The sequence below is a fragment of the Cetobacterium sp. ZWU0022 genome (assembly GCF_000800875.1).
Classification (GTDB): domain Bacteria; phylum Fusobacteriota; class Fusobacteriia; order Fusobacteriales; family Fusobacteriaceae; genus Cetobacterium_A.
Genome location: NZ_JRJZ01000125.1, coordinates 1 through 24820, shown reverse-complemented (window position 1 = coordinate 24820; position 24820 = coordinate 1). Strand labels below are relative to the sequence as shown.

Genomic DNA, 24820 nt, shown 5'->3' with positions numbered 1-24820 from the left:
CCATAATTCTTGTCGGCGGTGTTTCCCGCTGACAAAAATTATAGTACCATAAATTTTAAATTACGTCAACAACTTTTTTTATTTTTTTAAAATAAATCCATTATTTTATCCATAATTCTCTTTTTTTCTACATCTCTTTTTACTATCAACTTGTCTTCAAATACCGCTTCGCCATTCACTAAAACTTTGTATATACCTATTGAAGTTCCTGCTTTTATAGGCGCTACCAGTCTTTTTTCTCTCTCTGTAATTATTGAGACATCGGCATCTTTTTTTACAATTTTAGAAAATGATTTTGTTCCATAAACTTTTACTTCAGAAATATATCCTCCTACTAGAGGAACAGTCATAACAGGGATATCTTTTTTTATAATCTCTTTATTTTTATACTCTTCATGAAATTTTTCATTCAAGCTTAGTATCTTTTCATCTCTTATTTTTGTAGATTTTCCACCCATTACTACTGTAACTATATCGGCATTATCTTTATTACTAATTACAGTTATATTAAATCTAGATTTCGTATGATAACCTGTTTTAAGTCCATATATTCCTTCTTTTCCTAAAAGGTGAATTGTACTTTTTAATTTATATGTTCCATTTTTTATATCTGCAGTTTTTTCTCTTGCTAAAGCTATATATTCAGGGTATTTCAAAGCTTCCATTGAAAGTTTATATATTCCATTGGCTGTCCCCATATCTAATTTTTTCTTAGTCATATGATCTGGCAATCCTGCAGGTGTATAAAACTCTAATTCATTTTCCAATCCTAAACTCTTCGCTTTTTCATTCATCATCTCTATGAATCTTGGAATACTTCCTTTTCCTGCATGCTTAGCTAATGCGTATGCTGCATTATTTGCAGATTTGATAGCCGCGGATTTCAATAAATCTAAAACAACTATTTTTTCTCCACTCTCCATCGGAATAGCGCTTCCTCCAGCACTTAAAATCTCCCAATCAATAGTGACTTCATCATACATACTAATATTTCCTTTTCTTATCTCATCTAAAGCTACAATTATCGTCATAACTTTAGTAACCGAAGCTAAAGGATATTTTTGAGTTGCATTTTCTTGATAAAATATATTTCCTTTATCATCTCCTAAAATATACGCTCTATAATCTGGGGTATTATCTTTTACTACTTTAGTCTTAGTATTTTTCGAAAAAGATAATGTTGAGATAACCAACATGAAAACTATAACCAATTTCTTCATAAGCTTCTTCCTCCAAATAAAAATTTAGGAGTCTCACCTTTACAGGTTCAACTCCTAAATATTATACATTATTTTTCTTTTTTAGCCAAGTAGTCTTCAATAGCTTCTTTTAATGCTTCTTCAGCTAAAACTGAGCAGTGCATTTTTGTTGCTGGTAAACCACCTAAAGCTTCTGCTACAACTTTATTTGTAATTTCTAAAGCTTCGTGAATATCTTTCCCTAAAACCATTTCAGTTGAAACTGATGATGTCGCTATTGCCGATGCGCATCCAAAAGTTCTGAACTTAACGTCTGTTATAACATCATTTTCTATTTTTAAAAATATCTCCATGATATCTCCGCAAGATGGGTTTCCAACTTTTCCGTATCCATCAGGATTTTCCATAGTTCCTACATTTCTAGGATTCATAAAGTGATCCATTACTTTTTCTGTATATTGCATAGTTTTCTCCTTAGTTTTCAATTATTTTATTTTTTATATTCATTCCATAAAGGGGATAACATTCTTAGTTTCTCAATGACTTTTACAACTTGTTCAATTGTATAATCCATCTCTTCTTTTGTATTATACTTTCCTAAGCTAAATCTTATTGTTCCATGAGCAAATTCAGGTTCTATTCCCATTCCTAAAAGAACATGTGACGCTTGAAGTTCATCCGAAGAGCAAGCCGATCCCGAACTCACTGCCACACCTAAATAACTTAAAGATAAAAGAATAGATTCTCCTTCTAAGTACTTAAATGTTATACTTGATGTTCCTGGAAGTCTTTCAACTGATTTTGCATTTACAACAATCTCAGGAACTCTTTTTAAAATTTCAGCTTCAAAATAATCTCTTAATTCTTCTTCTCTTTTTATCTCTTCATTCATGTTCTCGCAGGCAATCTCTAAAGCTTTAGCCATACCTACTACAGCTGGTGTATTTGTTGTCCCAGGTCTAAGTTTTTTTTCTTGACCTCCACCAGTTATAGTTCTAGCTACTCTCACACCTTGTCTTACATAAAGTCCAGCTATACCTTTTGGTCCATGGAACTTATGTGCTGAAAATGTTAGCAAATCCGCTCCTAACTCTTTTGGATAAACTTCTATCTTTCCAACTGTTTGAACAGCATCTACATGCAATATCACTCTATTTTTTTTTGCAATTTCTGAAATCTCTTTTATAGGTTCTACTGTTCCTACTTCATTATTTGCATGCATTACAGAAATTAATATTGTGTCATCTGTTATCGCTTCTTCCAAAGCTTTTACATTGATAACTCCATTTTCATCAACTGGTATAAATGTCACTCTATAACCATCTTGCTCTAAATCTTTAAATGTATTCTTTATTGCTGGGTGTTCTATCGAACTTGTTATTATATGATTTCCTCTATTTTTATATGCTTTAGCTACTCCTCTAACTGCTATATTATCAGATTCTGTTCCAGACGCAGTGAATATAATTTCTTCTGCTTTAACTTTTAATAAAGTAGCAATCTTTTCTCTTGATTCTGAAACAGCCATTCCTGTTTCTCTTCCAAAAATATGCATACTAAAAGCATTTCCGTACTCTTCTGTTAGAAATGGCATCATTGCTTCCAATACTTTTGGATCCATCTTTGTAGTAGCATTGTTATCCAGATAAACTCTCATAGTTATCGTCTCCTTCAATTCTCACTCTTGTTTTACAATAAGATAATAACATTCTTTATTAAATATGTCAACAATTAAAAACTTTTTTATAGACTTTTTTATACTTTTTCTCCATGCTTACAATAGTTTTTTATTTCGCATTCCAAACATTTTGGTCTTCTAGCAATACACTTATCTCTACCTTGTAGTATTAAATAGTGAGAAAAATCTATCCAATACTCTTTAGGTATAATTTTCATAAGTTCTTTCTCAATTTTTATTACATCCTCTTCTTTAACTAATCCTATTAGATTAGTCAGTCTCCTCACATGAGTATCAACTGTAATTCCATCAGCCAATCTCCAAATTTCTCCCCTTACAACGTTAGCAGTTTTTCTTCCAACTCCTGCAAGTTCAGTTAATTCTTCCATTTTTTGTGGAATTTCTCCGTTATACTTTTCTAACAATTGTTGACTACACAATTTTATATTTTTGGCTTTATTTCTATAAAAACCTGTACTTTTTATCAACTCTTCTATATCTTCTATTGGCATCTTTGCAAACTGTTCTGGAGTATTAACTATCTTATACATTTTTTCAGTTACTATATTAACTCTAATATCAGTACACTGCGCTGAAAGTATAACTGCAACCAATAATTCAAAAGGGGTTTGATAATTCAATGCACATTCTGGATGTCCAAACTTCTCTTTTAAAATCTCTATAACTTTTAATGCTCTCTCTTTTTTTCTCAAAACAGCCTCCATCAGCTAAGCTCTTTTATATACAAGAGATAATCAATTCCACCATGTTCTATTTGACCTTTAAAGTAAAACCCTGCTTTTTCAAAACATAGAATAGATTTCTCGTTTTCTTCTAAAATATAAGCTGCTATGTACTTTAAGTTTAAGTATTTAAATCTCAACTCCTCTATACTCGCATTTACAATGGTTGTTGAATAACCTCTTCCTCTTATGCACTCAGCTAAATACAATGAGATTTCTGCACCCTCTAAGTCTTTATTTAATTCAAACTTTACATTTCCTAAAAAGGTGCCTCTCAAATCTTCGACAGTAAACATTGCATAATCAGATGAACTCAATAAAAATCTATACCATCTCTCATGATTTTTCCTCTGTTCTTCCTCATTATTTTTGCAATATTTTTTTACATAGTTTAAATTAAGATGGTTATATATGTTTTCTATGTCATCTGTCGTAGTTTCTCTTATTACTATCACTACTTTATAACAATCCTGTTATATTTTTTCTTACCTTGCTTTAACATTATAGCTCCATCTACGAATAAATCAGCTGTTATTTCCATAGCAAAATCAGTTACTTTTTCATCGTTTATAGACAATCCGTTTTGTTGAACAAGTCTTCTTCCTTCACTCTTTGTCTTTAATAATCCCAATTCTACCATCAAGTCAACAACACCCATTCCAACAACTTCTGCTGTTACCTCAGATGTAGGAACATTTGATAAGTCCACTCCACCTTGACCAAATAAAGCTTCAGATGCCTGTTTAGCTTTTTCTGCCTCTTCTTCTCCATGAACAATCTTCGTCACTTCATAAGCTAATACTTTCTTAGCTTCATTTATTTCTGCTCCTTCTAATGCAGACAATCTTCTAACTTCATCCATCGGTAAGAATGTTAGTAATGCTAACGGTTGAGCTACATCAGCATCCGGTAAATTTCTCCAGTATTGATAGAATTCGTAAGGTGATGTCTTTTCTGGATCTAACCATAAAGCACCTTTAGCTGTTTTACCCATCTTTTTTCCTTCACTATTTGTTAGTAAAGTACAAGTCATTGCATAACCTTGCTTTCTATCTTTCTTTCTTATTAAATCCACTCCTGCAATCATATTTGACCATTGGTCATCTCCACCTAATTGCATTGTACAACCATATTTTCTATTTAAAACTAAGAAGTCATATCCTTGCATTAACATATAATTAAACTCTAAGAAAGATAATCCTCCCTCTTCCATTCTAGACTTGAAACATTCCGCTGCTAACATTCTATTTACTGAGAATTGAGAACCTATATCTCTTATAAAATCGATGTAATTTAAACCTCTTAACCAATCAGCGTTATTCACTAGTAAGGCTTTATCATCAGAGAAATCTATAAACTTCTCCATTTGTTTCTTTATTGAAGCAACATTATGAGCTATTATCTCATCTGTCATCATTTGTCTCATATCAGTTCTTCCACTCGGATCTCCAATTTGAGCCGTTCCTCCACCTATTAGAGCTATCGGTCTATGACCATGTTGTTGCATATGAGACATAAACATCATAGCTATAAAATGTCCCACATGTAAACTATCCGCTGTTGGGTCAAATCCTATATAAAAAGTTACCTTCTCTTTTTCTAGTAACTCCTTCATCTCCTCTTCGTGAGTCATTTGTTTTACGTATCCACGATCTTTTAAAACTTCAAAAACATTTGACATAATTATCCTCCATAATCTAATTTTTACTCTATTGTAACATAAAGGCTTTTATTTTTAAAGGCCTAATAAAAAAGAGAGACACAAGGTCTCTCCTTATATAAATCAATTATTTTGTTGTGTTGTAGAATACTTCGATTCCTTTGTATTGAGCAACAGATCCTAACTCTTCTTGAATTCTTAATAATTGGTTGTATTTAGCCATTCTATCAGTTCTTGAAGTTGATCCAGTTTTGATTTGTCCTGCGTTTGTTGCAACAGCGATATCAGCTATTGTAGCATCTTCAGTTTCTCCAGATCTATGAGATATTACTGCAGTCATGTTAGCTCTCTTAGCCATCTCGATAGCATCTAAAGTCTCAGTTAAAGTTCCGATTTGGTTTAACTTGATTAAGATAGAGTTAGCTGATTTCATTTCGATTCCTCTTGCTAATCTCTCAGTGTTAGTTACGAATAAATCGTCTCCAACGATTTGAACTTTCTTTCCAACTTTAGCTGTTAATTGTTGGAATCCAGCCCAGTCATCTTCACCTAATCCATCTTCGATAGATTTGATTGGATACTTTTCACATAATCCAGCGTACCACTCGATCATTTCTTCAGTTGTTCTTACAACTCCACCTTCTCTTTTGAAGTGGTATTCGAATGTTCCATCTTCTTTTTCAACACAGAATTCAGTTGCTGCAGCATCTAAAGCGAATGTAACATCAGTTCCTAACTCATATCCAGCAGCTTTAACAGCTTCACAAATGATATCTAAAGCTCCTTCAGTTCCGTTGATTTTAGCTGGTGCATATCCACCCTCGTTTCCAACGTTTGTTGAATCTCCATTAGCTTTTAATATTTTTCCTAAGTGGTGGAATATTTCACATCCCATTCTCATAGCTTCAGCAAAGTTTTTAGCTCCAACTGGTTGAACCATGAACTCTTGAACGTCTACTGCAGAATCAGCATGGCTTCCTCCGTTTAATATGTTCATCATAGGTAAAGGTAACTCTGTAGCGTTAACTCCTCCTAAGTATTTGTATAATGGTTGTCCTAATGCTGCTGCTGCTGCTTTAGCTACTGCTAAAGATACACCTAATATAGCGTTAGCTCCTAATCTAGCTTTGTTTGGAGTTCCATCTAATTCGATCATAGCTTTATCTACTGCTACTTGGTTAGTTGCATCCATTCCGATTACTAACTCTTTAATTTCAGTGTTTACATAGTTTACTGCCTTTAAAACACCGTTTCCTAAGTATCTAGATTTATCTTTATCTCTTAATTCTACAGCTTCGTAAGCTCCTGTAGATGCTCCTGATGGAACTGCTGCTCTTCCCATAGCTCCACATTCTAATATTACGTCAACCTCAACTGTTGGGTTTCCTCTTGAATCAAGAATTTCTCTTCCTTTAACTTCAACTATTCTAGTCATTTCTTTGAATCCTCCTTAGAATTTTTTAAAAGTTTATTTTTAAAATTTTGGTCTCAAAATTTATGTACTTTATTATTTTACTTTTATTACTTTCATTGAGTTACTTGTTCCTGCTTTGAATACTTCTTCTCCACACGAAGCTACAATGATATCTCCTGATTTAACAAGTCCTAAAGCTAGTGCTTTTTCTTCAGCTAAAACATAGAACTCTTCTAAGTTTTTAGCAGTTGTATCTAAACAAGGGATTACTCCTCTAGTTAAAATCATTTGATTGTAAGTTTTTTCGTTATTTGTTATAGCTAAAACAAATGCTTCTGGGAAGTATCTTCTTAAAGCAGTTGCCGATCTTCCTGATGCAGTACCAGAAACGATTAATTTCGCTCCTAATGCTTCCGCTACATCTACAGTTCCTCTTGCCATTGCTTCAGTTATAGTTACTCCCTCTTCGTTTTCGATTTGGAAAGCTACTAATGGATCTGTCTTTTCAGCGATTTTTCTCATTACTGTTACAGCTTCAATCGGATATTTTCCTTTAGCTGTCTCTCCTGATAACATTATAGCGTCAGTTCCATCTAATATAGCATTAGTTACGTCTGTTGCTTCCGCTCTTGTTGGTCTAGGATTTTTTATCATTGAATCTAGCATTTGAGTCGCAGTAATTACAACCTTACCTGCTAAGTTACATTTTTCTACCATCATCTTTTGTGCAAATGGAACTTCTTCAACTGGAATTTCTACTCCTAAGTCTCCTCTAGCTACCATTATACCGTCAGATAACTCTAAAATTTCATCGAAGTTATCTAAACCTTCTTGATTTTCAATTTTAGAAATTATTTTTATTTTTTCTCCACCGTTAGCATCTAAAACTTCTCTTACAGCTTTTACATCGTCAGCTTTTCTAATGAATGAAGCAGCTACGAAATCTACATTTTGCTCACAACCGAATTTTAAATCTCCGATATCTTTTGGTGATAACGCTGGTAATTGAACCGAAACATTTGGTAAGTTAACCCCTTTGTTCTCTCCTAAGTCTCCGTTGTTTTTAACAATACATCTTACTTCGTTTCCAACTACTTCTTCAACTTCCATTTCAATCAATCCATCGTCTATTAAAACAATGTTTCCAGCTTTTAAGTCATCTGTTAACCCTTTATAAGTTACAGCAACTCTTGTTGCATCTCCAATAACTGTTTCGTCAGTTGTTATAGTGAACTTTTGCCCAGCAACTAAAGAAACATCTTGACCATCTACTAACTTTATAGTTCTAATCTCTGGTCCTTTAGTATCTAGTAATACAGCTGCATTAATTCCTGTATTAGCTACAGCCTCTTTTAAGTTTACAATTCTTTGCCCGTGCTCTTCATGGCTTCCGTGAGAGAAGTTCATTCTCATAACGTTCATTCCAGCTTTTAATAACTCCGATAATACCTCAACCGATTCTGTTTTTGGCCCTATTGTACATACAATTTTTGTTTTTTTCATAGTTCCTTTTTCCCTCCTATAATGAGTTTTAATCTATATTTTAATTTCTTACATCCCTAACATTTAAGTATTCAAATTCTATCTAATATACTAGTTAAAGTCAAGCAAGTTAAATATCTATTTTTTACCTTTTTTTGACTCTATTATTCCCACTTTTTTAGAACCAACTTTATTTTGCTACTTTTTCTTAAAAATACCCCTTCTTACTCTTCTATTTTTTTATTTTTTTCCTTTTTTTATTCAATTAAAAATAAAAAGTCCTAGATTTTTTCTAGGACTAATTTTTTTAAACAAACAATGGAACTAACACAAGAGAAACTATACTCATAAGTTTTATTAAAATGTTTAATGAAGGTCCTGAAGTATCTTTAAATGGATCTCCTACTGTATCTCCTACTACTGCTGCTTTATGTCTCTCCGAACCTTTACCATCACCTTTATAACCAGCTTCTATTTGTTTCTTAGCATTATCCCAAGCTCCACCGGCATTGGCCATCATTATAGCCATTAAAATTCCTGTTACTAAGGCTCCTGCTAGTAATCCTCCTAGAGCTTGAGGTGACCATAATCCCACTACTACTGGAGCTAATACAGCTAAAATTCCTGGAATTAGCATCTCTCTTAAAGATGAGTGAGTTGATATTTCAACACATCTCTTATAATCTGGTTTAGTTGTCTTTTCCATTATTCCTGGAATTTCTCTAAATTGTCTTCTTACTTCTTCAACCATCTCCATAGCTGCTTTTCCTACTGCTGTCATAGTTAAAGCTGAGAATAAGAATGTTAACATTCCACCTATAAAGATTCCTACGATTACGTCTGGATTGATAATATCTAATACAAAATCTGTTCCTGATGCTTTTTGAATCGATTCTTTATAAGCTGCAAATAAAGATAACGCTGTTAATGCTGCTGATCCTATCGCAAATCCTTTTCCTACCGCTGCTGTCGAGTTTCCAACCGCATCCAATTTATCTGTGCACTCTCTTACTTCGTGAGGTAATTCAGCCATTTCTGCTATTCCACCGGCATTATCTGCAACCGGTCCATAAGCATCTACTGCTACTACCATTCCTGTAGTTGATAACATTCCTACTGCTGCTATCGATATCCCGTATAATCCTGCAAATTTATATGCCACTATTATTGCTATTGAAATGATCAACATTGGAGCAACTGTCGATTCCATTCCTACTGCTAACCCCTCTATTATTGTTGTTGCAGGACCTGTTCTAGCCGCATCTGAAATTCTGTTTACAGCTTTTTTTCCAGTATCTGTATATAATCCCGTAAAATACGCAATTACTAGTCCTGCTACTAATCCTGCTACGATTGCCCAAAATATTCCCAAAGGCAGTTTTAAATACTTAATAACCCCAAACGAAGCTATTATAGATAGCAGTCCTGCTATTCTAGTTCCATTTTCAAGTTTATGATAAACTTCATCTGGATTTTCTGTTTTTACTGTTAATGTTGCTATTATTGAAGCAATAATTCCAAAGGCTGAAATCATTATCGGTGCTAACAAATACTCTTTTGCTCCCATTGCAGCTCCAATGGCCAATGTTGCTATTATCGATCCAACATACGACTCAAAAAGATCCGCTCCCATTCCAGCAACATCTCCTACATTATCTCCTACGTTATCTGCTATAGTTGCAGGGTTTCTTGGATCATCTTCTGGAATTCCAGCTTCTACTTTTCCTACTAAGTCAGCTCCTACATCTGCCGCCTTAGTGTAAATTCCTCCACCAACTCTAGCAAATAAAGCTATTGATGAAGCTCCCATTCCAAATCCTGTAATTATACTTACATCCCAATCAAATATTAATATCAATATTGTTAATCCTAACATTCCTAGACCAACAACTGAAAGACCCATAACGGCTCCTCCCGCAAATGCTACATCTAAAGCTTTAGATAATCCACCTTCTTTTGCTGCTATCGATGTTCTTCCATTTGCTTTTGTTGCTATCCTCATTCCTATGTTTCCTGCCAAAGCTGATGTTAAAGCTCCAATCACAAATGTTATTGCTACCATTGGTGCTAAAAATACTCCTAGTAAAACTGCTACAGCTGCCACAAACCAAATCAAAATTTTATATTCCGCCGAAAGAAAAGCCATCGCTCCTTCTCTGATTGCATCTGTTATCTCAGCCACTCTCGGAATATTAATCTCATAACTTTGAACTTTCTTTGAATAGAATGATGCTGCTAATAGTGCTATAATACCACCGAAAATTCCTAAATAGATCATTTGTTCCACTTTTAAAACCTCCCAGTATACTTAGTATGTTTAAAGTATACGAGAAAGTCTGGGATATTTCAAGAAAAAACAAAGTTCTTTTTTTCTTTATTTTTTAATTCTTTTTACTAAAATTTAAATTTTCCGAAACGATTATTTTATCATTTTTATCCACAATTAAAACATCCAAATCTGGTGTAGTATTGGCTTTTTCTAAGATTTTTTCTATTGGCATAAGGAAAAATGCTGTTGATAACATATCTGCCTCAAATGAATTTTTATTCACAACAACTACCATTTTTTTATCGTGTACTGGATATTTTGTTTCTTTATCTAGGATATGGTGATATTTTTTCCCATCGATTTCTACATAAGTTTGATAATCACCAGAAACACCCATACTTTGATCATTCAACTCCACAATTCCTAATATTTCAGATGGATTATCAGGATTTTGAATTCCAATTTTCCAAGGTGTTCCATCTCCCTTTGTTCCAATCGCCTCAATACTTGAAATAGCTGATATAAATCCACTCTTTACTCCAGCCTTTCGCATCTTTTCTCCTGCCTTCTTTACTGCATAACCTTTTAAAAATGATCCTGTATCTATTTTTATTTTCAAATCTTCTATCTTTACATTATAATCATCTATTTTTATTTTTGAAAAATCTACACTTTGTGAAGCTTTTTCTAACTCTTCTTTTGTCGGTAGTTCTGTCCGAGCTGGAACTTCATCTGAAAATCCCCATACCATCATTAAAGGTTCCATTGTAATATCATATTTTCCATTTGATAAATCATATTTTTTTGAAACCTCTTTTAAAAGGTAAATTCCTTCATCATCAAAAGTCTCTTTCTTTTTTTCATTTAAATTATCAATCAAACTACCCTTGATTTTACTATTATATCTATTATCTATTCTTTCAATCTCTTTCAATGCTAATTCTATATTTTCTTTTGCATTTTTTGTATCATTAGAAAATATTGTCACCTTAAAAAATGTTCCAAACGCAAATCTTTCCTCATCTACTCTTTCAACCTTTTTTTCACACCCCAATAATAGTAAAAAAAGTAAAAAGAGTAGAAATATATTTCTACTCTTAGTCATTTGCTAACTCCTCCGCAACTTCGGCAAAAGTTATTCTTCCATCTACTATTTCTCTGAAAGTCTTTTTAACAACAGTATCTTTTTTAGAAACCTTTGTTAATACAGGAGCTCCTTTACCTATCTCTCTTGCTCTCTTCCCAGCCGTTATTGTCAATGTGTACTTATTAGGTATTTTATCTAATAATTCATCATAAGTAATTACTTTTTTCATAAGATCCTCCTAGTTTTTAGAATTTATAATTTTTACTAACTCTTCGCATGATTTTTCAACAGTATAGTTAATAATTGTTATATCATAATCTTTTTCATATTCTAATTCTTGTATTGAGTTTTTTAATCTAAGTTGAATAGTCTCTTCACTATCTGTTTTTCTTCCTCTTAGTCTTCTCTCTAAATCTTCCATTGTTGGCGTTTTAAAGAATACTAAATGAGCAGTTGGATACACAGCTTTAACCTGAAGTCCTCCTTGAACATCTATCTCAAGAATAACATTTTCTCCAGAAGCTAATCTTGATTCTACTTCAGATTTTAAAGTTCCATAGTAGTTAGTATGAACAGTTGCATATTCTAAGAATTCATTTTTTTCAATCTTATCTTTAAACTCGTCTACTGTTAAGAAATAATAATCTCTTCCGTGTAATTCCCCTTCTCTTGGAGCACGAGTCGTAGCTGAAGTTGCTAAATTTATACCTAACTGTTTTCTAACTATTCTACATATTGTCGATTTTCCAGCACCACTAGGACCAGAAACAATAAATAGTTCTCCCTTTTTCATTTGCATTCTCCTTTATTCTATATTTAGAGCTTGTTCTCTAATTTTTTCAATTTCATTTTTACATTCTACAATAAGTTTTGAAATATCATACAAATTACATTTTACCCCAGACGTATTTAATTCTCTAAAAATCTCTTGAAGAATAAAATCAATTTTCTTTCCTATACCTGTATTTATAGAATTTAACTCTATTTTTAATTGACAAAGATGACTTTCTAATCTAGAAACCTCTTCTGAAATATCAGATTTATCTGTAAATAACAAAACTTCTCTCAATAACATCTCGTCATTAAATTCTATATCTGTTACTTTAGATAATCTTTCTAATAGCTTCTCTTTATAATTTGTAACAATATTTTCTTTTAATGATTTTATTATAGAAACATTTTTTTCTATAATCTCAATACATTCTAGGAAATATCTCTTCATTCTCATTCCTTCAGACTCTTTCATTTCAATAAATGAATCTAAAAGTACATGTAAATTACTTATCACAAATTGTTCATATTCTTTTTCATCTATCTCTAAATCATTTCTTCTAATGACATTTAAATTCTTAACTAGTAAATCAAGTTTGTTACTAAACTTTTCGTTATATTCATTCTCTATAGCATTTAAAACTTTCAAATAAGAAGCTGTCATATTTTTATCATATTCAAAAAGATTATCAACTTCTCTCTTATCATGAAATTCAATTTTTAAATCTATACTTCCTCTTGTAACTTTAGAAGCAACCTCTGTTCTGATTTTATTTTCCAAAAAATTTAGCATATGAGGTGATTTTATTTTTAAATTTAAGTTCTTATTATTTACACTCTTTATTTCTAAAGATATTGAATATTTTTCGTTTTCAAAATATTCTTTTGAATAACCTGTCATACTTCTCATAACATCAACCTCTCATAAATAAAATGCTAAAATAGGCGACAAAGTCGCCTATTTTATTAGTCCTCTATCTCAACTGGAACTATGTTCTTATAAGCTTTATATCCAGTACCTGCTGGTATCTTCTTACCTATAATTACGTTTTCTTTTAGTCCCTCTAAGTAGTCTTCTTTACCTTCTATTGCTGCATTTGAAAGTACTTTCGTAGTTTCTTGGAACGATGCTGCTGATATGAAACTTCCTGTGTTAACAGCGGCTTTTGTAATACCTTGGATAACAGGCTCATATTTGATTTCTGCTTTTCCTTCTGCTCTTAACTTGTTGTTTTCTAATTCAACAACTCTCTTCTCTACAACCTCGTCTTCTAGGAATAATGAAGCTCCCGATTCTACTATTCTTACTTTCTTGAACATCTGCTTAACGATAATTTCTATATGTTTATCGTTTACAGTAACTCCTTGGTCTCTATATACTTGTTGTACAGATTCTAGTATGAACTGCTCTGCTGCAACTAATCCTTTGATGTTTAAAACGTCAAATGGTGATATAGCTCCATCTGTAATCTTATCCCCAGCTTTTATTAACATTCCATCTGTTACAACTAAATGTTCTCCAACTGGTGCTAAGTATTCTTTGAAGTTTTCAGTATCTGAAGTAGATCTTATGATTATTACTCTCATACCTTTCTTCTTTCTACCTGTAACTTCTACTTTTCCTTCTATCTCTGATAAGATAGCTTTTCCTTTAGGATTTCTAGCTTCGAATAGCTCTTGAATTCTCGGAAGACCTCCAGTGATATCTTTCGTTCCTTCTCCTTCTTTTATGATCTTAGCTATGATTTGTCCTGTTCTTACTGATTCTCCCTCTCTTACCATTAAGTATGCTCCAAATGGTATTGAGTAACTTTCTTTTGCGTTTCCTTCCTCATCAAAGATAACTACTCTTGGGTTTGAATCTCCCGATTCTACAGTTTTTATAGCCATATATTCTGTAACGTTATACTTCTCATCGAAGTTTTCTTTTACATATAGCTCTCTATATTCTATTCTTCCATCTTGGTTAGCTATAATAGGGATGTGGTAAGGATCGAAAGTAACTAGAATATCTCCTGGTTTAACTTCTTGACCTTCCTCAACTTTTAATATAGATCCTGATGCGATTTCATAGTCATAGTTTCCAATTAAAATTTTAGCTGATTGAGAAACTACAATTTTCTCTTGAGTTTCTTGGTTTTCTAGAATTTTAATCTCTTTAAATACAACTTTTCCTGTATTTTCAGCTTTAATACTTGTCGCAGCTGCAGTTGCTGTCGCAACTCCTCCTGTATGGAACGTTCTCATTGTAAGCTGTGTACCAGGTTCCCCGATTGATTGAGCTGCTATAACTCCAACCGCTTCTCCTAGTAGGATTTCTTTATGGTTAGCTAGATCCATTCCATAACATTTTTGACAAACACCTTTTTCAAGGCTACAAGTTAATGGAGATCTAATTTTTATTTTCTTTATTTCTAATTCTGTAATTCTAGCGATTTGCTCTTTTGTGAACATCTCGTTTCTTCTAGCTATTACTTCACCTTCGAAGATTACATCTTCAGCAGGTACTCTTCCTACTAATCTCTCAGATAATTTTTCAATTACTTGACCATCTGAAACTAGCTCTGCTACTTCAATTCCTTCATGAGTTCCACAATCGATTGAGTTAACAATAACTTCATGCGATATATCAACAAGTCTTCTTGTTAGATATCCTGAATCGGCAGTTCTCAGTGCCGTATCTGCTAGACCTTTTCTAGCTCCATGTGATGACATGAAGAATTCTAGTACTGTTAGACCTTCTCTGAAGTTGGCTTTAATTGGTACCTCGATGATTCTTCCTTGCGTATCGGCCATGTTTCCTCTCATTGCCGCTAGTTGTCTCATCTGTGCGATCGATCCTCTGGCTCCAGAGTTCGCCATCATGTAAACTGGGTTAAACTGGTCTAGTCCGCTCATCATTGCGTCTGTAACTTTTGCTGTTGTTTCTGACCAAAGAGCTACTGTTTTTCTGTATCTCTCTTCGTTGATTATCTTTCCAGCTTTATAATCAGCTTCAATTTCAGCAACTTTTTGATCTGCTTCTTCTAAAATTGATTTTTTAGTTTCTGGAATTTCAAGATCTTCTATTCCTACTGATACCCCAGCGAATGTTGCATAGTGATATCCGAAGTTTTTAATATCATTGATTAATTCAGCTGTTTTTGTAAATCCATGCATCTCATATAATTTACCGATAAGTTTCTTTAATTGAGATTTTCCGAATGTTACATCATATTGCTTATTAACTTCAGGTAGCATTTCATTGAACATGATTCTTCCTGGAGTAGTTTTTACCATTTCACCATTAATTCTAACATTTACTACAGCGTGAGTATCTAAGATTCCTCTGTCATAAGCTGTTAAAACTTGCTCTTTATTAGAGAATGCTTTTCCTTCTCCTTTTGCTCCAGGTCTATCTTTTGTCATATAGAAACATCCCATAACCATATCTTGAGAAGGTACAGCTATTGGCTCTCCATTTGATGGAGATATGATGTTGTTTGGAGCTAACATAAGAAGTTTTGCTTCCATTATAGCTTCAGGTGATAACATTAAGTGAACTGCCATTTGGTCTCCATCGAAGTCGGCATTAAATGCAGAACATACTAGAGGATGCAGTCTTATTGCTTTTCCTTCTATTAATACAGGCTCAAAAGCTTGGATTGACAGTCTATGTAGAGTCGGAGCTCTATTTAATAGAACTGGATGATCTTGGATTACATCCTCAATTACATCCCATACTTTATCGTCTGCATCTTCAACTAATTTTTTAGCTGTTTTTATGTTAGATGCTAACTCTCTCTTTACTAACTCTCTCATTATGAAAGGCTTGTAAAGCTCTAAAGCCATCTTTTTAGGAATTCCACATTGGTGCATTTTTAAAGAAGGTCCTACAACAATAACCGATCTTGCAGAGTAATCTACTCTTTTTCCAAGAAGGTTTTGTCTGAATCTTCCTTGCTTTCCTTTTAGCATATCAGAAAGTGATTTTAACTCTCTGTTATTTTGTGCAACAACTGGTTTTCCTCTTCTTCCGTTATCAATAAGAGCATCTACTGCTTCTTGAAGCATTCTCTTTTCATTTTTAACTACGATTTCTGGAGCTTTTATTTCTAAAAGTCTCTTTAATCTGTTATTTCTGTTGATAACTCTTCTATAAAGATCGTTTAAGTCAGAAGTAGCAAATCTTCCACCATCTAATTGTACCATTGGTCTTAAATCAGCTGGTATAACTGGAACATTCTTTAATATCATCCATTGTGGTAAGTTACCAGATGCTATAAAGTCTCTTGTTATTTTTAATCTTTTTACTAATTTCTTTCTTTTTTGAGCTGAATTTACATCTTCAAGTTCTTTTTCTAACTCTACTCTTAACTCTTCTAAATTTATCATTTCTAATAACTTTAAAATTGCTTCAGCACCCATCTTTGCTTCAAACTGTCTTCCGTACATCTGCTTATATAGCTTGTACTCTTTTTCAGTTATAATTTTACCAATTTTTAATGTTGGTTCTTCACTAGCAGTTACAATGTATCTAGCAAAGTATAGAACAGATTCTAACTCTTTTGGAGAAATCCCTAAAATAAGAGACATCTTATTTGGTGTTCCTTTAGAATACCAGATGTGAGCTACAGGGGCAGCTAATGCTATATGCCCCATTCTCTCTCTTCTTACTTTAGACTTAGTTACTTCAACTCCACATTTCTCACAAACTAGTCCTTTATATCTCATTCTCTTATATTTTCCACAAGAACATTCCCAATCTTTCGATGGTCCGAATATTCTCTCACAGAATAATCCATCCATTTCTGGATTTAATGTTCTGTAGTTTATTGTTTCTGGTTTCGTAACTTCTCCGTACGACCAATCTTCTATCTTCTCTGGAGAAGCTAGTTTAATTCTAATCTTCTCAAAACTTTTAATTCCCATATTAAATACAAAGCCTCCTTAAATGAGATAAAGCTTTCATCTATCATCATATTCAATTTTAACTTAAATTAGTTTATTTGGTCAGATAAAGAAAACTCAACTATTGTTTCGTCTTTTCCTAACTCTTCGTTAACGTTAATTAACTCGTTATTAGCATCAAAAAGTTCTACGTCTAGTGCTAACGCTTGGAACTCTTTTAATAGAACCTTAAATGACTCTGGTAAATCTGCCTCTGGCATCTCTTCACCTTTTACAATCGCTTCATAAGTTTTTGTTCTACCTGTTACATCGTCAGACTTAACCGTTAACATTTCTTGAAGGATATTTGAAGCTCCATATGCTTCTAAAGCCCAAACTTCCATCTCTCCAAGTCTTTGTCCTCCGAATTGTGCTTTTCCTCCAAGAGGTTGTTGTGTTACTAATGAGTATGGTCCAATTGCTCTCGCATGCATCTTATCTTCAACTAGATGGTGAAGTTTTAACATATACATTCTTCCAACTGTTACTGGATTATCGAATTTATCTCCAGTTCTTCCATCAAATAATGTAACCTTACCTTTTCTTGGGTATCCTGCTTTTTCTAAGTAATCTTTTACTTGCTCTTCTGTTGCACCATCAAATACTGGAGTTGATAAATAAGTTCCACCATTTAATTTACCCATAGCCATTCCTAAGTGAACCTCTAGAACCTGTCCAATGTTCATACGTGAAGGAACCCCTAGTGGGTTGATAACAACGTCTAAGTGAGTACCATCTGCTAAGAATGGCATATCTTCTGCTGGTAAAACTCTAGAAACAACACCTTTGTTACCATGTCTTCCTGACATTTTATCTCCAACAGTTATCTTTCTTTTTTCTGCTATAAATACTCTTATTGATCTATTTACTCCAGCCTTTAATTCGTCTCCGTTTTCTCTTGATAATTCAAGAACTTCAACAACTGTTCCTTTAGATCCATGAGGCATTTTTAATGATGTATCTCTTACATCTCTTGCTTTTTCTCCGAAGATAGCTCTTAATAACTTTTCTTCTGCTGGTGGCTCAGATTCACCTTTTGGTGCAGTCTTTCCAACTAAAATATCTCCTGGTCCAACTTCAGATCCTACAACAATTATACCTCTTGAGTCTAAATTCTTTAACGCTTCCTCAGATACATTTGGTATTTCTCTTGTAATCTCTTCATCACCTAATTTAGTGTTTCTAGCTTCTATTTCGTACTCTTCAATGTGGATTGATGTAAATACGTCGTCTTTTCTTAATCTATCAGATATCAGAATCGCATCCTCGTAGTTATATCCTTCCCATGGCATAAATGCCATTAAGATGTTTCTTCCAAGTGCTAAATCTCCACCTTTTGTTGCTGGTCCATCAGCTATTACTTGACCTAGTTCAACTTCTTGACCTAAATCTACTAATGGAGTTTGGTGTAAACACATCGCTTGGTTTGATCTTTCAAAGTTAAGTAATCTGTGCTTGTAAACTTTTCCTTCAGCATCTTCTATAATAATTTCTTTAGCATCAACATAAGTTATCTTACCTTTTGCTTTTGCAGAAATTACTGCTCCTGAATCAACAGCAACTTTTCTTTCAAGTCCAGTTCCTATGAAAGGTGCTTCAGTTCTTAATAATGGTACCGCTTGTCTTTGCATGTTCGATCCCATAAGTGCTCTATTCGCATCATCGTGCTCTAAGAATGGAATTAATCCTGCTGAAACTGATACCACTTGCTTTGGTGATACATCTAAGTAATGTACTTTTTCTCCAGGTATATGAACAATTTCATGTCCATATCTACATACAACGTCACCTAATAGTTCTGCATTTTCTCCAAGCTTTGTATCGGCTTGGGCGATGAATAATCCTTCTTCTTCATCTGCTGCTAAGTAGTGAATGTTATCAAAGTTTGCAACTCCATTTTCTACTTTTACATATGGTGTTTCAATAAATCCGTATGAATTAACTTTTGCATATATTGCTAAAGATCCAATAAGACCGATGTTTGGTCCTTCTGGTGTCTCTATTGGACAAATTCTTCCATAATGTGAATCATGAACGTCTCTTACCTCGAACCCGGCTCTTTCTCTTGAAAGTCCTCCTGGTCCAAGTGCAGATATTCTTCTCTTATGAGTTAACTCTGCTAATGGGTTTGACTGATCCATGAATTGTGACAATTGTCCAGAACCAAAGAAATCTAAAACTAATGCGTTTAGTGGTCTAGTGTTTAATAATGATTGCGGAGTTAATGTTTCTACATCTTGTATAGTCATTTTCTCTTTTACCATTTTACCCATCTTAGATAATCCAGCTTTAATTTGCATTAATAGAAGTTCTCCAACTCCTCTAACTCTTCTATTAGATAAGTTATCTATATCATCAGTATGACCTTTTCCATTATTTAATGAAATTACATACTTTATTGTTGCAATTACATCTTCTTTAGTTAATAGAATCTCATCTTCTGGAAGATCAAGCTTTAATCTCTTGTTCATCTTATATCTTCCAACTGGCTCTAAATCATATCTTTGTGGATTGAAGAACATTTGCTTAATTAAAGATCTAGCCGAATCTATTGTCACTAAATCTCCAGGTCTTAATTTCTTAAATACCTCTGTTACAGCTTCTTCTTTTGTATCTCCAGTGTCATTTACTATAGTATTAGCAAAAACTTTATCCTCTGGTTTTACTTCCCAAACTAATATATTCTCAATTTTAGAATCCACTAATTCAAATATAACAGCTTCTGTTATTAGTTGTTTAGTTTCAAATAAAACTTCTCCAGTCTCTTCATTGAAGATATCCTCTTTTATGAAGCTTCCTTCGATTCTTGTTTTAAGAACACTAATAAGTTCTTCTTTATTTGTGTATCTCGAATAGTACTCTGATAAATTAACTTCTTTCTCATCTAAAAACTCATCCATTATCTCTTCGTTTGTATCAAAGAAATCAACAGCTTTTAAGAATACAGTTGCTAAAACTTTTTTCTTTCTATCGATTTTAACGCTTAAGAAATCATTTTTATCAGTTTCAAACTCTAGCCAAGTCCCTTTATAAGGAATAATTTTTCCAGAGAACAAGTCTTTTCCTGTTTGAATGTTAACTTCTTTATTAAATGATACTCCTGGAGATCTATGTAATTGTGATACAACTACTCTCTCTGCACCATTTATTATAAATGTTCCTCTTTCTGTCATTAAAGGAACTTCTCCAAAATAAACAAGTGTTTCTTGGATTTCATTTCCACTCTTCTTGTTAGTAAGTCTTAATCTTACTTTTAAAGAAGCAGAATAAGTTTTCCCTCTTTTCTTACATTCAAGCTCATCATTCAATGGAGCTTCAGCTTCATGTAGCTCGTAAGAAACATATTCTAACTTTATATCTCCATTTGAAGATTCAACAGGGAATATTTCTCTAAAAGCCGATTCCAGCCCCTTGTCTTTTCTGTTAAGTGGAGCCTCCTTAGCTTGTAGAAAATCTTCATAGGAATCCAGTTGGAATTCTAAAAAATGAGGCATAGCCCCTCTTTCTTCGATTCTTCCAAAATTCAATCTTTCAACGAGTTTCCCCATCAATTCACACTCCTTACTATTTCATATAGTGATCAATACCTAATCTTTGGAAAATAAAAGGCTTTTATTTTCAAAAGATTAAGTATTAACTTCCTTTTTTTAATAGATTATTTAATAATTTTCATTATAATGAGTAAAAAGGCACCCGTTAGAGTGCCTATTTTTTTCATTTAAGTATAACTAGTTACTATTGAGTAACTTTGTAAGGGTTATTACTTAACTTCTACTGTAGCTCCAGCTTCAGTTAATTTAGCTTTTATAGCTTCAGCTTCTTCTTTAGAAGCTCCCTCTTTTATTGTTCCACCGTTATCTACTACTTCTTTAGCTTCTTTTAATCCTAATCCAGTAATTCCTCTTACTTCTTTGATTACAGCTATTTTGTTAGCTCCTGCAGCAGTTAAAACTACATCAAACTCAGTTTTCTCCTCTACAGCAGGTCCCTCAGCAGCAGCTACAGCTACTGGTGCAGCAGCAGTAACACCGAAGTGCTCCTCTAAAGCTGTTACTAATTCTCTTAACTCTAATACTGACATAGCTTCTAAATCAGCTATAAATTGCTCTCTATTGAACGCCATTTTGTTTCCTCCTTAAATTTTCCTAAATGTTTTTTCTTTTTTAAATCAATAATACTCTAAAATTAACTGGTGATTACTCAGCAGCTGTTTCTTTCTTCTCAGCGATTGCCACAGTTGCGTAAGCAAGTTTTCTAACCGGTCCAAGCATTCCGTTAAGAACCATAGAAAGAAGTTGCTCTCTAGAAGGTAATTTAGCTAGTGCTACTACCTCTGCAGCTTCAACTCTCTTACCTGTTAAAACTCCACCTTTTATAGTGAATATAGTTTTCTTTGCCTTTGCGTTTGCTTTTGCTTGAGCTGCTTCAACATCATAAACTACTTTCGCTGGAGTTACTGGATCAGCATATCCGAATGCAAATGCAGTAGTCCCTTCTAGTAAATCATCAAATTTATCAGCTATACCAGCCTCAGCTAGTGCTATTTTGAACAGTCTGTTCTTAGCAACTAAGTATTCTGCTCCATTTTCTCTCATTTGTTTTCTTAACTCAGTCTCTTGGTTAACTTTAAGACCTTGATAGTCAACTAAAACGATTGATTGAGCCTTAGATATTTTTTCAACTAATTCAGCTACAAGCTCTTTTTTTAATTGAGTTGCCATTATTGATTCACCTCCTCTTTTACTCTAAAATTACCTCCGCTCCAAGGTAGGAACGGAGGTTCATGATCTAACTATGAGGTTAGTGAATACCTTCTTCCAACCTCGGTAGGATATTTAAGACTTGCGTCACCTACGGTCTTTGGTTTGGATCTATATTTAATTATTTATCCAACTTTTTAACTTATATTATAAAGTTATATTTTTACAACTTTATAAGTATAACACATAATTCAAATTTTTGCAAATTTTAATTATGAATTTTTTGCAACTAAAACTGGATCCATTTTAACTCCTGGTCCCATTGTTAAAGATACTGCTACAGTTCTTAAGTATTGACCTTTAGAAGCTGCTGGCTTTAATCTAACGATTTCGTTGATGAAAGCTGTAAAGTTCTCTAATAATGCTTCTTCAGAGAAATCCGCTTTACCGATTGGCGCGTGGATTGATCCTAACTTGTCTACTCTGAAAGCAAGTTTTCCTTTCTTGAACTCAGATACTGCCGTTGCGATATCTGGTGTAACTGTTCCTGATTTAGGGTTAGGCATTAAACCTTTAGTTCCTAAAACTCTTCCTAGTCTTCCTAATTTAGGCATCATGTCTGGTGTAGCGATTACGATATCAAAGTCGAACCAACCTTGTTGGATTTTCTCGATATATTCTTCTGCTCCTGCATAATCTGCTCCTGCTTCTAAAGCTTTCTCTACGTTAGCTCCTGAAGTTATTGCTAATATTTTAACTGTCTTTCCTGTTCCGTTTGGAAGTACAACTGTACCTCTAACTTGTTGGTCAGCATGTCTAGGATCTACTCCTAATCTTAATGCAATCTCAACTGTTTCTACGAAGTTAGCAGTTCTTGTCTTTTTTACAAGTTCTAAAGCTTCTTTAACCTCGTATAGTCTTCCTTGCTCAACTAATTTAGCTATTTCTAGGTATTTTTTACCTCTTTTATTTGCCATTGAAAATTTCCTCCTTCTGTGGTTAAACGGATGTTTTCATCCTACCACTTAATATCACATAAATAAGAATTGACTTCTAATTAGTCCTCTATTTTGATTCCCATTGATCTAGCTGATCCAGCTATGATATTCATAGCAGCTTCTACTGATCCAGCGTTTAAATCTGGCATCTTAGTTTCAGCGATTTCTCTTAATTTAGCTGTGTTGATTTTTCCAGCTACTTCTTTTTTAGAGTTTTGAGCTCCTGATTGAATTCCAGCAGCTTTCTTTAATAAATCTGATGCTGGTGGAGTTTTTAAGATAAATGTGAAAGATCTGTCGTTATAAACAGAGATTTCAACTGGAATGATCCATCCCGCTTTATCTTGAGTTTTTGCATTGAACGCCTTACAGAATTCCATGATGTTAACTCCGTGTTGTCCTAATGCTGGTCCTACTGGTGGAGCAGGGTTAGCTTTTCCAGCAGGTAATTGTAGTTTTATTAATCCGATTACTTCTTTTGCCATTGTTTAAATTACACCTCCATAAAATTGTGGTATTGATTTTGCAATCTCCCACAGGCTCAATATTTAACTAAGCCTTTTCTACACTGTCAAGGTCTACTTCGATAGGAGTCATTCTACCAAACATCTCCATCATAACCTTAACTTTTCTATGTTCCATATCGATTTCAGCAACTTTACCTTCTTGATTTTCAAATCCTTCAGCTAGAAGTCTTACATAATCTCCTACTTCGTAGTCGACTTTTATAACTTCCTTAAGCGCCTTCTCATCATCATCATTTTTGTATCCTATAACAGAGAAAATATTTTCAACTTCATCATCTTCCATTGGAATTGGATCAGATCCTACTCCAACGAATCCTGTTACTCCGTTAGTATTTCTAACTACGTACCAAGCATCTGAGTCTACTCTAAAGTTTATTCCATCTCCGCTTTCCTCTCTAGTAGCTTCCATTTCTAGCATAACATACCCTGGGAATAACTTTCTTGAAATAATCTTTTTCTTTCCTCTTCTCTCTTCGATAGTTTCCTCTTCAGGAACTAAAACTTTAGTTACTATGTTAGATAACCCTAAAGTTTCTATCTTTTGTTCTAAGTCTGTTTTAACTTTTTTCTCATACCCCGAATAAGTATGAATCATAAACCATTTTTTTACTAAGCTTTTTTCCATTTTATCCTCCAAAGAGAGATACAAGCATCTTTAAAAGTCTTGAAGCAATTATATCGAAAACTCCTAAGTATATCCCTAAAAATATACTCATAGCAACAACCCAACTTGTTGCTGCAATTATTTCTTTTCTTCTAGGCCATTGAACCTTAGAATACTCTCTTCTTACATCGTTAATTAGTCCCATTTTGCACCACCAGTAATTTTATTTTTATAAAAAAATGGCAGGTCAAGAGGGAATCGAACCCCCAACCCTCGGTTTTGGAGACCGATGCTCTGCCAATTGAGCCATTGACCTGCATGTTGTTGCAAATTGTTTTTTCTTTTAATAATTAACTAAGAAGCGTAAACGCTTCTTAGATCAAGAATTACTTTTTAGTTTCTTTATGTAATGTTACTTTTTTGTCCCATTTACAGTATTTATTTAATTCTAATCTTTCAGTAGTGTTCTTCTTATTCTTTGAAGTACTGTAGTTTCTTCTTTTACACTCTGTACACTCTAATTGAATATTTACTCTCACTCTTTACACCTCCACTCATCTAACGGATATTATAAATCCTCCCATACATCATAACTTATTGTATGGTAAACAAGAGTTTCCTTATTTATTGCTTTCTTTTTAAGACATAGATGATAATACCACTTTTTTACAATTTTGTCAATAGTTTTTTCTTTACTCCAAAATAAAAAAAGATTGGCAACTTCCTATCCTCCCAGGGGGCTGCCCCCCAAGTACTTTC

At 33.5% G+C, this 24820-nt stretch carries 22 protein-coding genes, 1 tRNA gene and 1 other annotated feature; all 23 genes read right to left on the bottom strand.

The annotated features are described in order from the left end of the window. Positions 1 to 86 precede the first annotated feature (86 nt). Positions 87 to 1220 (bottom strand): D-alanyl-D-alanine carboxypeptidase family protein, encoded by a 1134-nt coding sequence (locus tag L988_RS10100; RefSeq protein ID WP_052191804.1) that lies wholly within the window; start codon positions 1218 to 1220, stop codon positions 87 to 89. Positions 1221 to 1288: 68 nt separating this feature from the next. Beyond that, the gene (gene nifU, locus L988_RS10095) at positions 1289 to 1663 is read right to left on the bottom strand and encodes a Fe-S cluster assembly scaffold protein NifU (RefSeq protein WP_047383937.1); all 375 of its coding nucleotides are present in this window, start codon (positions 1661 to 1663) and stop codon (positions 1289 to 1291) included. Positions 1664 to 1689: 26 nt separating this feature from the next. Further along, positions 1690 to 2856, bottom strand: coding sequence for a cysteine desulfurase family protein (locus L988_RS10090; RefSeq protein ID WP_047383935.1), 1167 nt, complete (start codon positions 2854 to 2856; stop codon positions 1690 to 1692). A gap of 98 nt (positions 2857 to 2954) precedes the next feature. Then, positions 2955 to 3590: an endonuclease III gene (nth, locus tag L988_RS10085; RefSeq protein ID WP_047383941.1), complete on the bottom strand. Its 636-nt coding sequence runs from the start codon at positions 3588 to 3590 to the stop codon at positions 2955 to 2957. 11 nt (positions 3591 to 3601) lie between these two features. After that, entirely contained in the window at positions 3602 to 4075 is a 474-nt protein-coding gene (locus L988_RS10080; protein ID WP_047383933.1) for a GNAT family N-acetyltransferase, read from the bottom strand. After that, entirely contained in the window at positions 4075 to 5301 is a 1227-nt protein-coding gene (gene tyrS, locus L988_RS10075) for a tyrosine--tRNA ligase (RefSeq protein WP_047383931.1), read from the bottom strand. The genes L988_RS10080 and tyrS overlap by 1 nt, the downstream gene beginning before the upstream one ends. 106 nt (positions 5302 to 5407) lie before the next feature. Then, on the bottom strand, positions 5408 to 6715 hold the full coding sequence (gene eno, locus L988_RS10070) for a phosphopyruvate hydratase (RefSeq protein WP_047383930.1): 1308 nt from the start codon (positions 6713 to 6715) through the stop codon (positions 5408 to 5410). Between the two features lie 72 nt (positions 6716 to 6787). Continuing rightward, positions 6788 to 8197, bottom strand: coding sequence for a pyruvate kinase PykF (gene pykF / locus L988_RS10065; protein ID WP_047383928.1), 1410 nt, complete (start codon positions 8195 to 8197; stop codon positions 6788 to 6790). Positions 8198 to 8483: 286 nt separating this feature from the next. Continuing rightward, positions 8484 to 10454 (bottom strand): sodium-translocating pyrophosphatase, encoded by a 1971-nt coding sequence (locus L988_RS10060; RefSeq protein ID WP_047383939.1) that lies wholly within the window; start codon positions 10452 to 10454, stop codon positions 8484 to 8486. A 103-nt stretch (positions 10455 to 10557) separates the two neighbouring features. Further along, positions 10558 to 11550, bottom strand: a complete 993-nt coding sequence (locus L988_RS10055; protein ID WP_047383926.1) for an FAD:protein FMN transferase — start codon at positions 11548 to 11550, stop codon at positions 10558 to 10560. Continuing rightward, positions 11543 to 11761: a DNA-directed RNA polymerase subunit omega gene (gene rpoZ / locus L988_RS10050; protein WP_047383925.1), complete on the bottom strand. Its 219-nt coding sequence runs from the start codon at positions 11759 to 11761 to the stop codon at positions 11543 to 11545. The genes L988_RS10055 and rpoZ overlap by 8 nt, the downstream gene beginning before the upstream one ends. Positions 11762 to 11770: 9 nt before the next feature. Further along, positions 11771 to 12325 (bottom strand): guanylate kinase, encoded by a 555-nt coding sequence (gmk, locus tag L988_RS10045; RefSeq protein ID WP_047383923.1) that lies wholly within the window; start codon positions 12323 to 12325, stop codon positions 11771 to 11773. 12 nt (positions 12326 to 12337) lie between these two features. Then, on the bottom strand, positions 12338 to 13213 hold the full coding sequence (locus L988_RS10040; protein WP_047383921.1) for a YicC/YloC family endoribonuclease: 876 nt from the start codon (positions 13211 to 13213) through the stop codon (positions 12338 to 12340). A 56-nt stretch (positions 13214 to 13269) separates the two neighbouring features. Next, positions 13270 to 17214, bottom strand: a complete 3945-nt coding sequence (gene rpoC, locus L988_RS10035; protein ID WP_047383919.1) for a DNA-directed RNA polymerase subunit beta' — start codon at positions 17212 to 17214, stop codon at positions 13270 to 13272. A gap of 68 nt (positions 17215 to 17282) precedes the next feature. After that, positions 17283 to 20780: a DNA-directed RNA polymerase subunit beta gene (rpoB, locus tag L988_RS10030; protein WP_047383917.1), complete on the bottom strand. Its 3498-nt coding sequence runs from the start codon at positions 20778 to 20780 to the stop codon at positions 17283 to 17285. Between the two features lie 212 nt (positions 20781 to 20992). Next, positions 20993 to 21355 carry a 50S ribosomal protein L7/L12 gene (gene rplL, locus L988_RS10025; protein WP_047383916.1) on the bottom strand — a complete coding sequence of 121 codons (363 nt, stop codon included), beginning with the start codon at positions 21353 to 21355 and terminating at the stop codon, positions 20993 to 20995. Positions 21356 to 21428: 73 nt separating this feature from the next. After that, complete coding sequence (gene rplJ / locus L988_RS10020; RefSeq protein WP_047383913.1) at positions 21429 to 21953, bottom strand: 50S ribosomal protein L10; 525 nt, start codon at positions 21951 to 21953, stop codon at positions 21429 to 21431. 18 nt (positions 21954 to 21971) lie between these two features. Continuing rightward, positions 21972 to 22114 (bottom strand) — a sequence feature (ribosomal protein L10 leader region). A 90-nt stretch (positions 22115 to 22204) separates the two neighbouring features. Next, positions 22205 to 22909, bottom strand: coding sequence for a 50S ribosomal protein L1 (gene rplA / locus L988_RS10015; protein WP_047383910.1), 705 nt, complete (start codon positions 22907 to 22909; stop codon positions 22205 to 22207). Positions 22910 to 22989: 80 nt separating this feature from the next. Then, on the bottom strand, positions 22990 to 23415 hold the full coding sequence (gene rplK, locus L988_RS10010; RefSeq protein WP_047383908.1) for a 50S ribosomal protein L11: 426 nt from the start codon (positions 23413 to 23415) through the stop codon (positions 22990 to 22992). 67 nt (positions 23416 to 23482) lie between these two features. Beyond that, entirely contained in the window at positions 23483 to 24082 is a 600-nt protein-coding gene (nusG, locus tag L988_RS10005) for a transcription termination/antitermination protein NusG (RefSeq protein ID WP_047383906.1), read from the bottom strand. Between the two features lies 1 nt (position 24083). Beyond that, positions 24084 to 24266, bottom strand: coding sequence for a preprotein translocase subunit SecE (secE, locus tag L988_RS10000; RefSeq protein ID WP_047383903.1), 183 nt, complete (start codon positions 24264 to 24266; stop codon positions 24084 to 24086). A 35-nt stretch (positions 24267 to 24301) separates the two neighbouring features. Next, positions 24302 to 24377 (bottom strand) — tRNA-Trp (locus L988_RS09995). A 70-nt stretch (positions 24378 to 24447) separates the two neighbouring features. Next, positions 24448 to 24600 carry a 50S ribosomal protein L33 gene (gene rpmG / locus L988_RS09990; protein ID WP_023051526.1) on the bottom strand — a complete coding sequence of 51 codons (153 nt, stop codon included), beginning with the start codon at positions 24598 to 24600 and terminating at the stop codon, positions 24448 to 24450. Between the last annotated feature and the right edge of the window lie 220 nt (positions 24601 to 24820).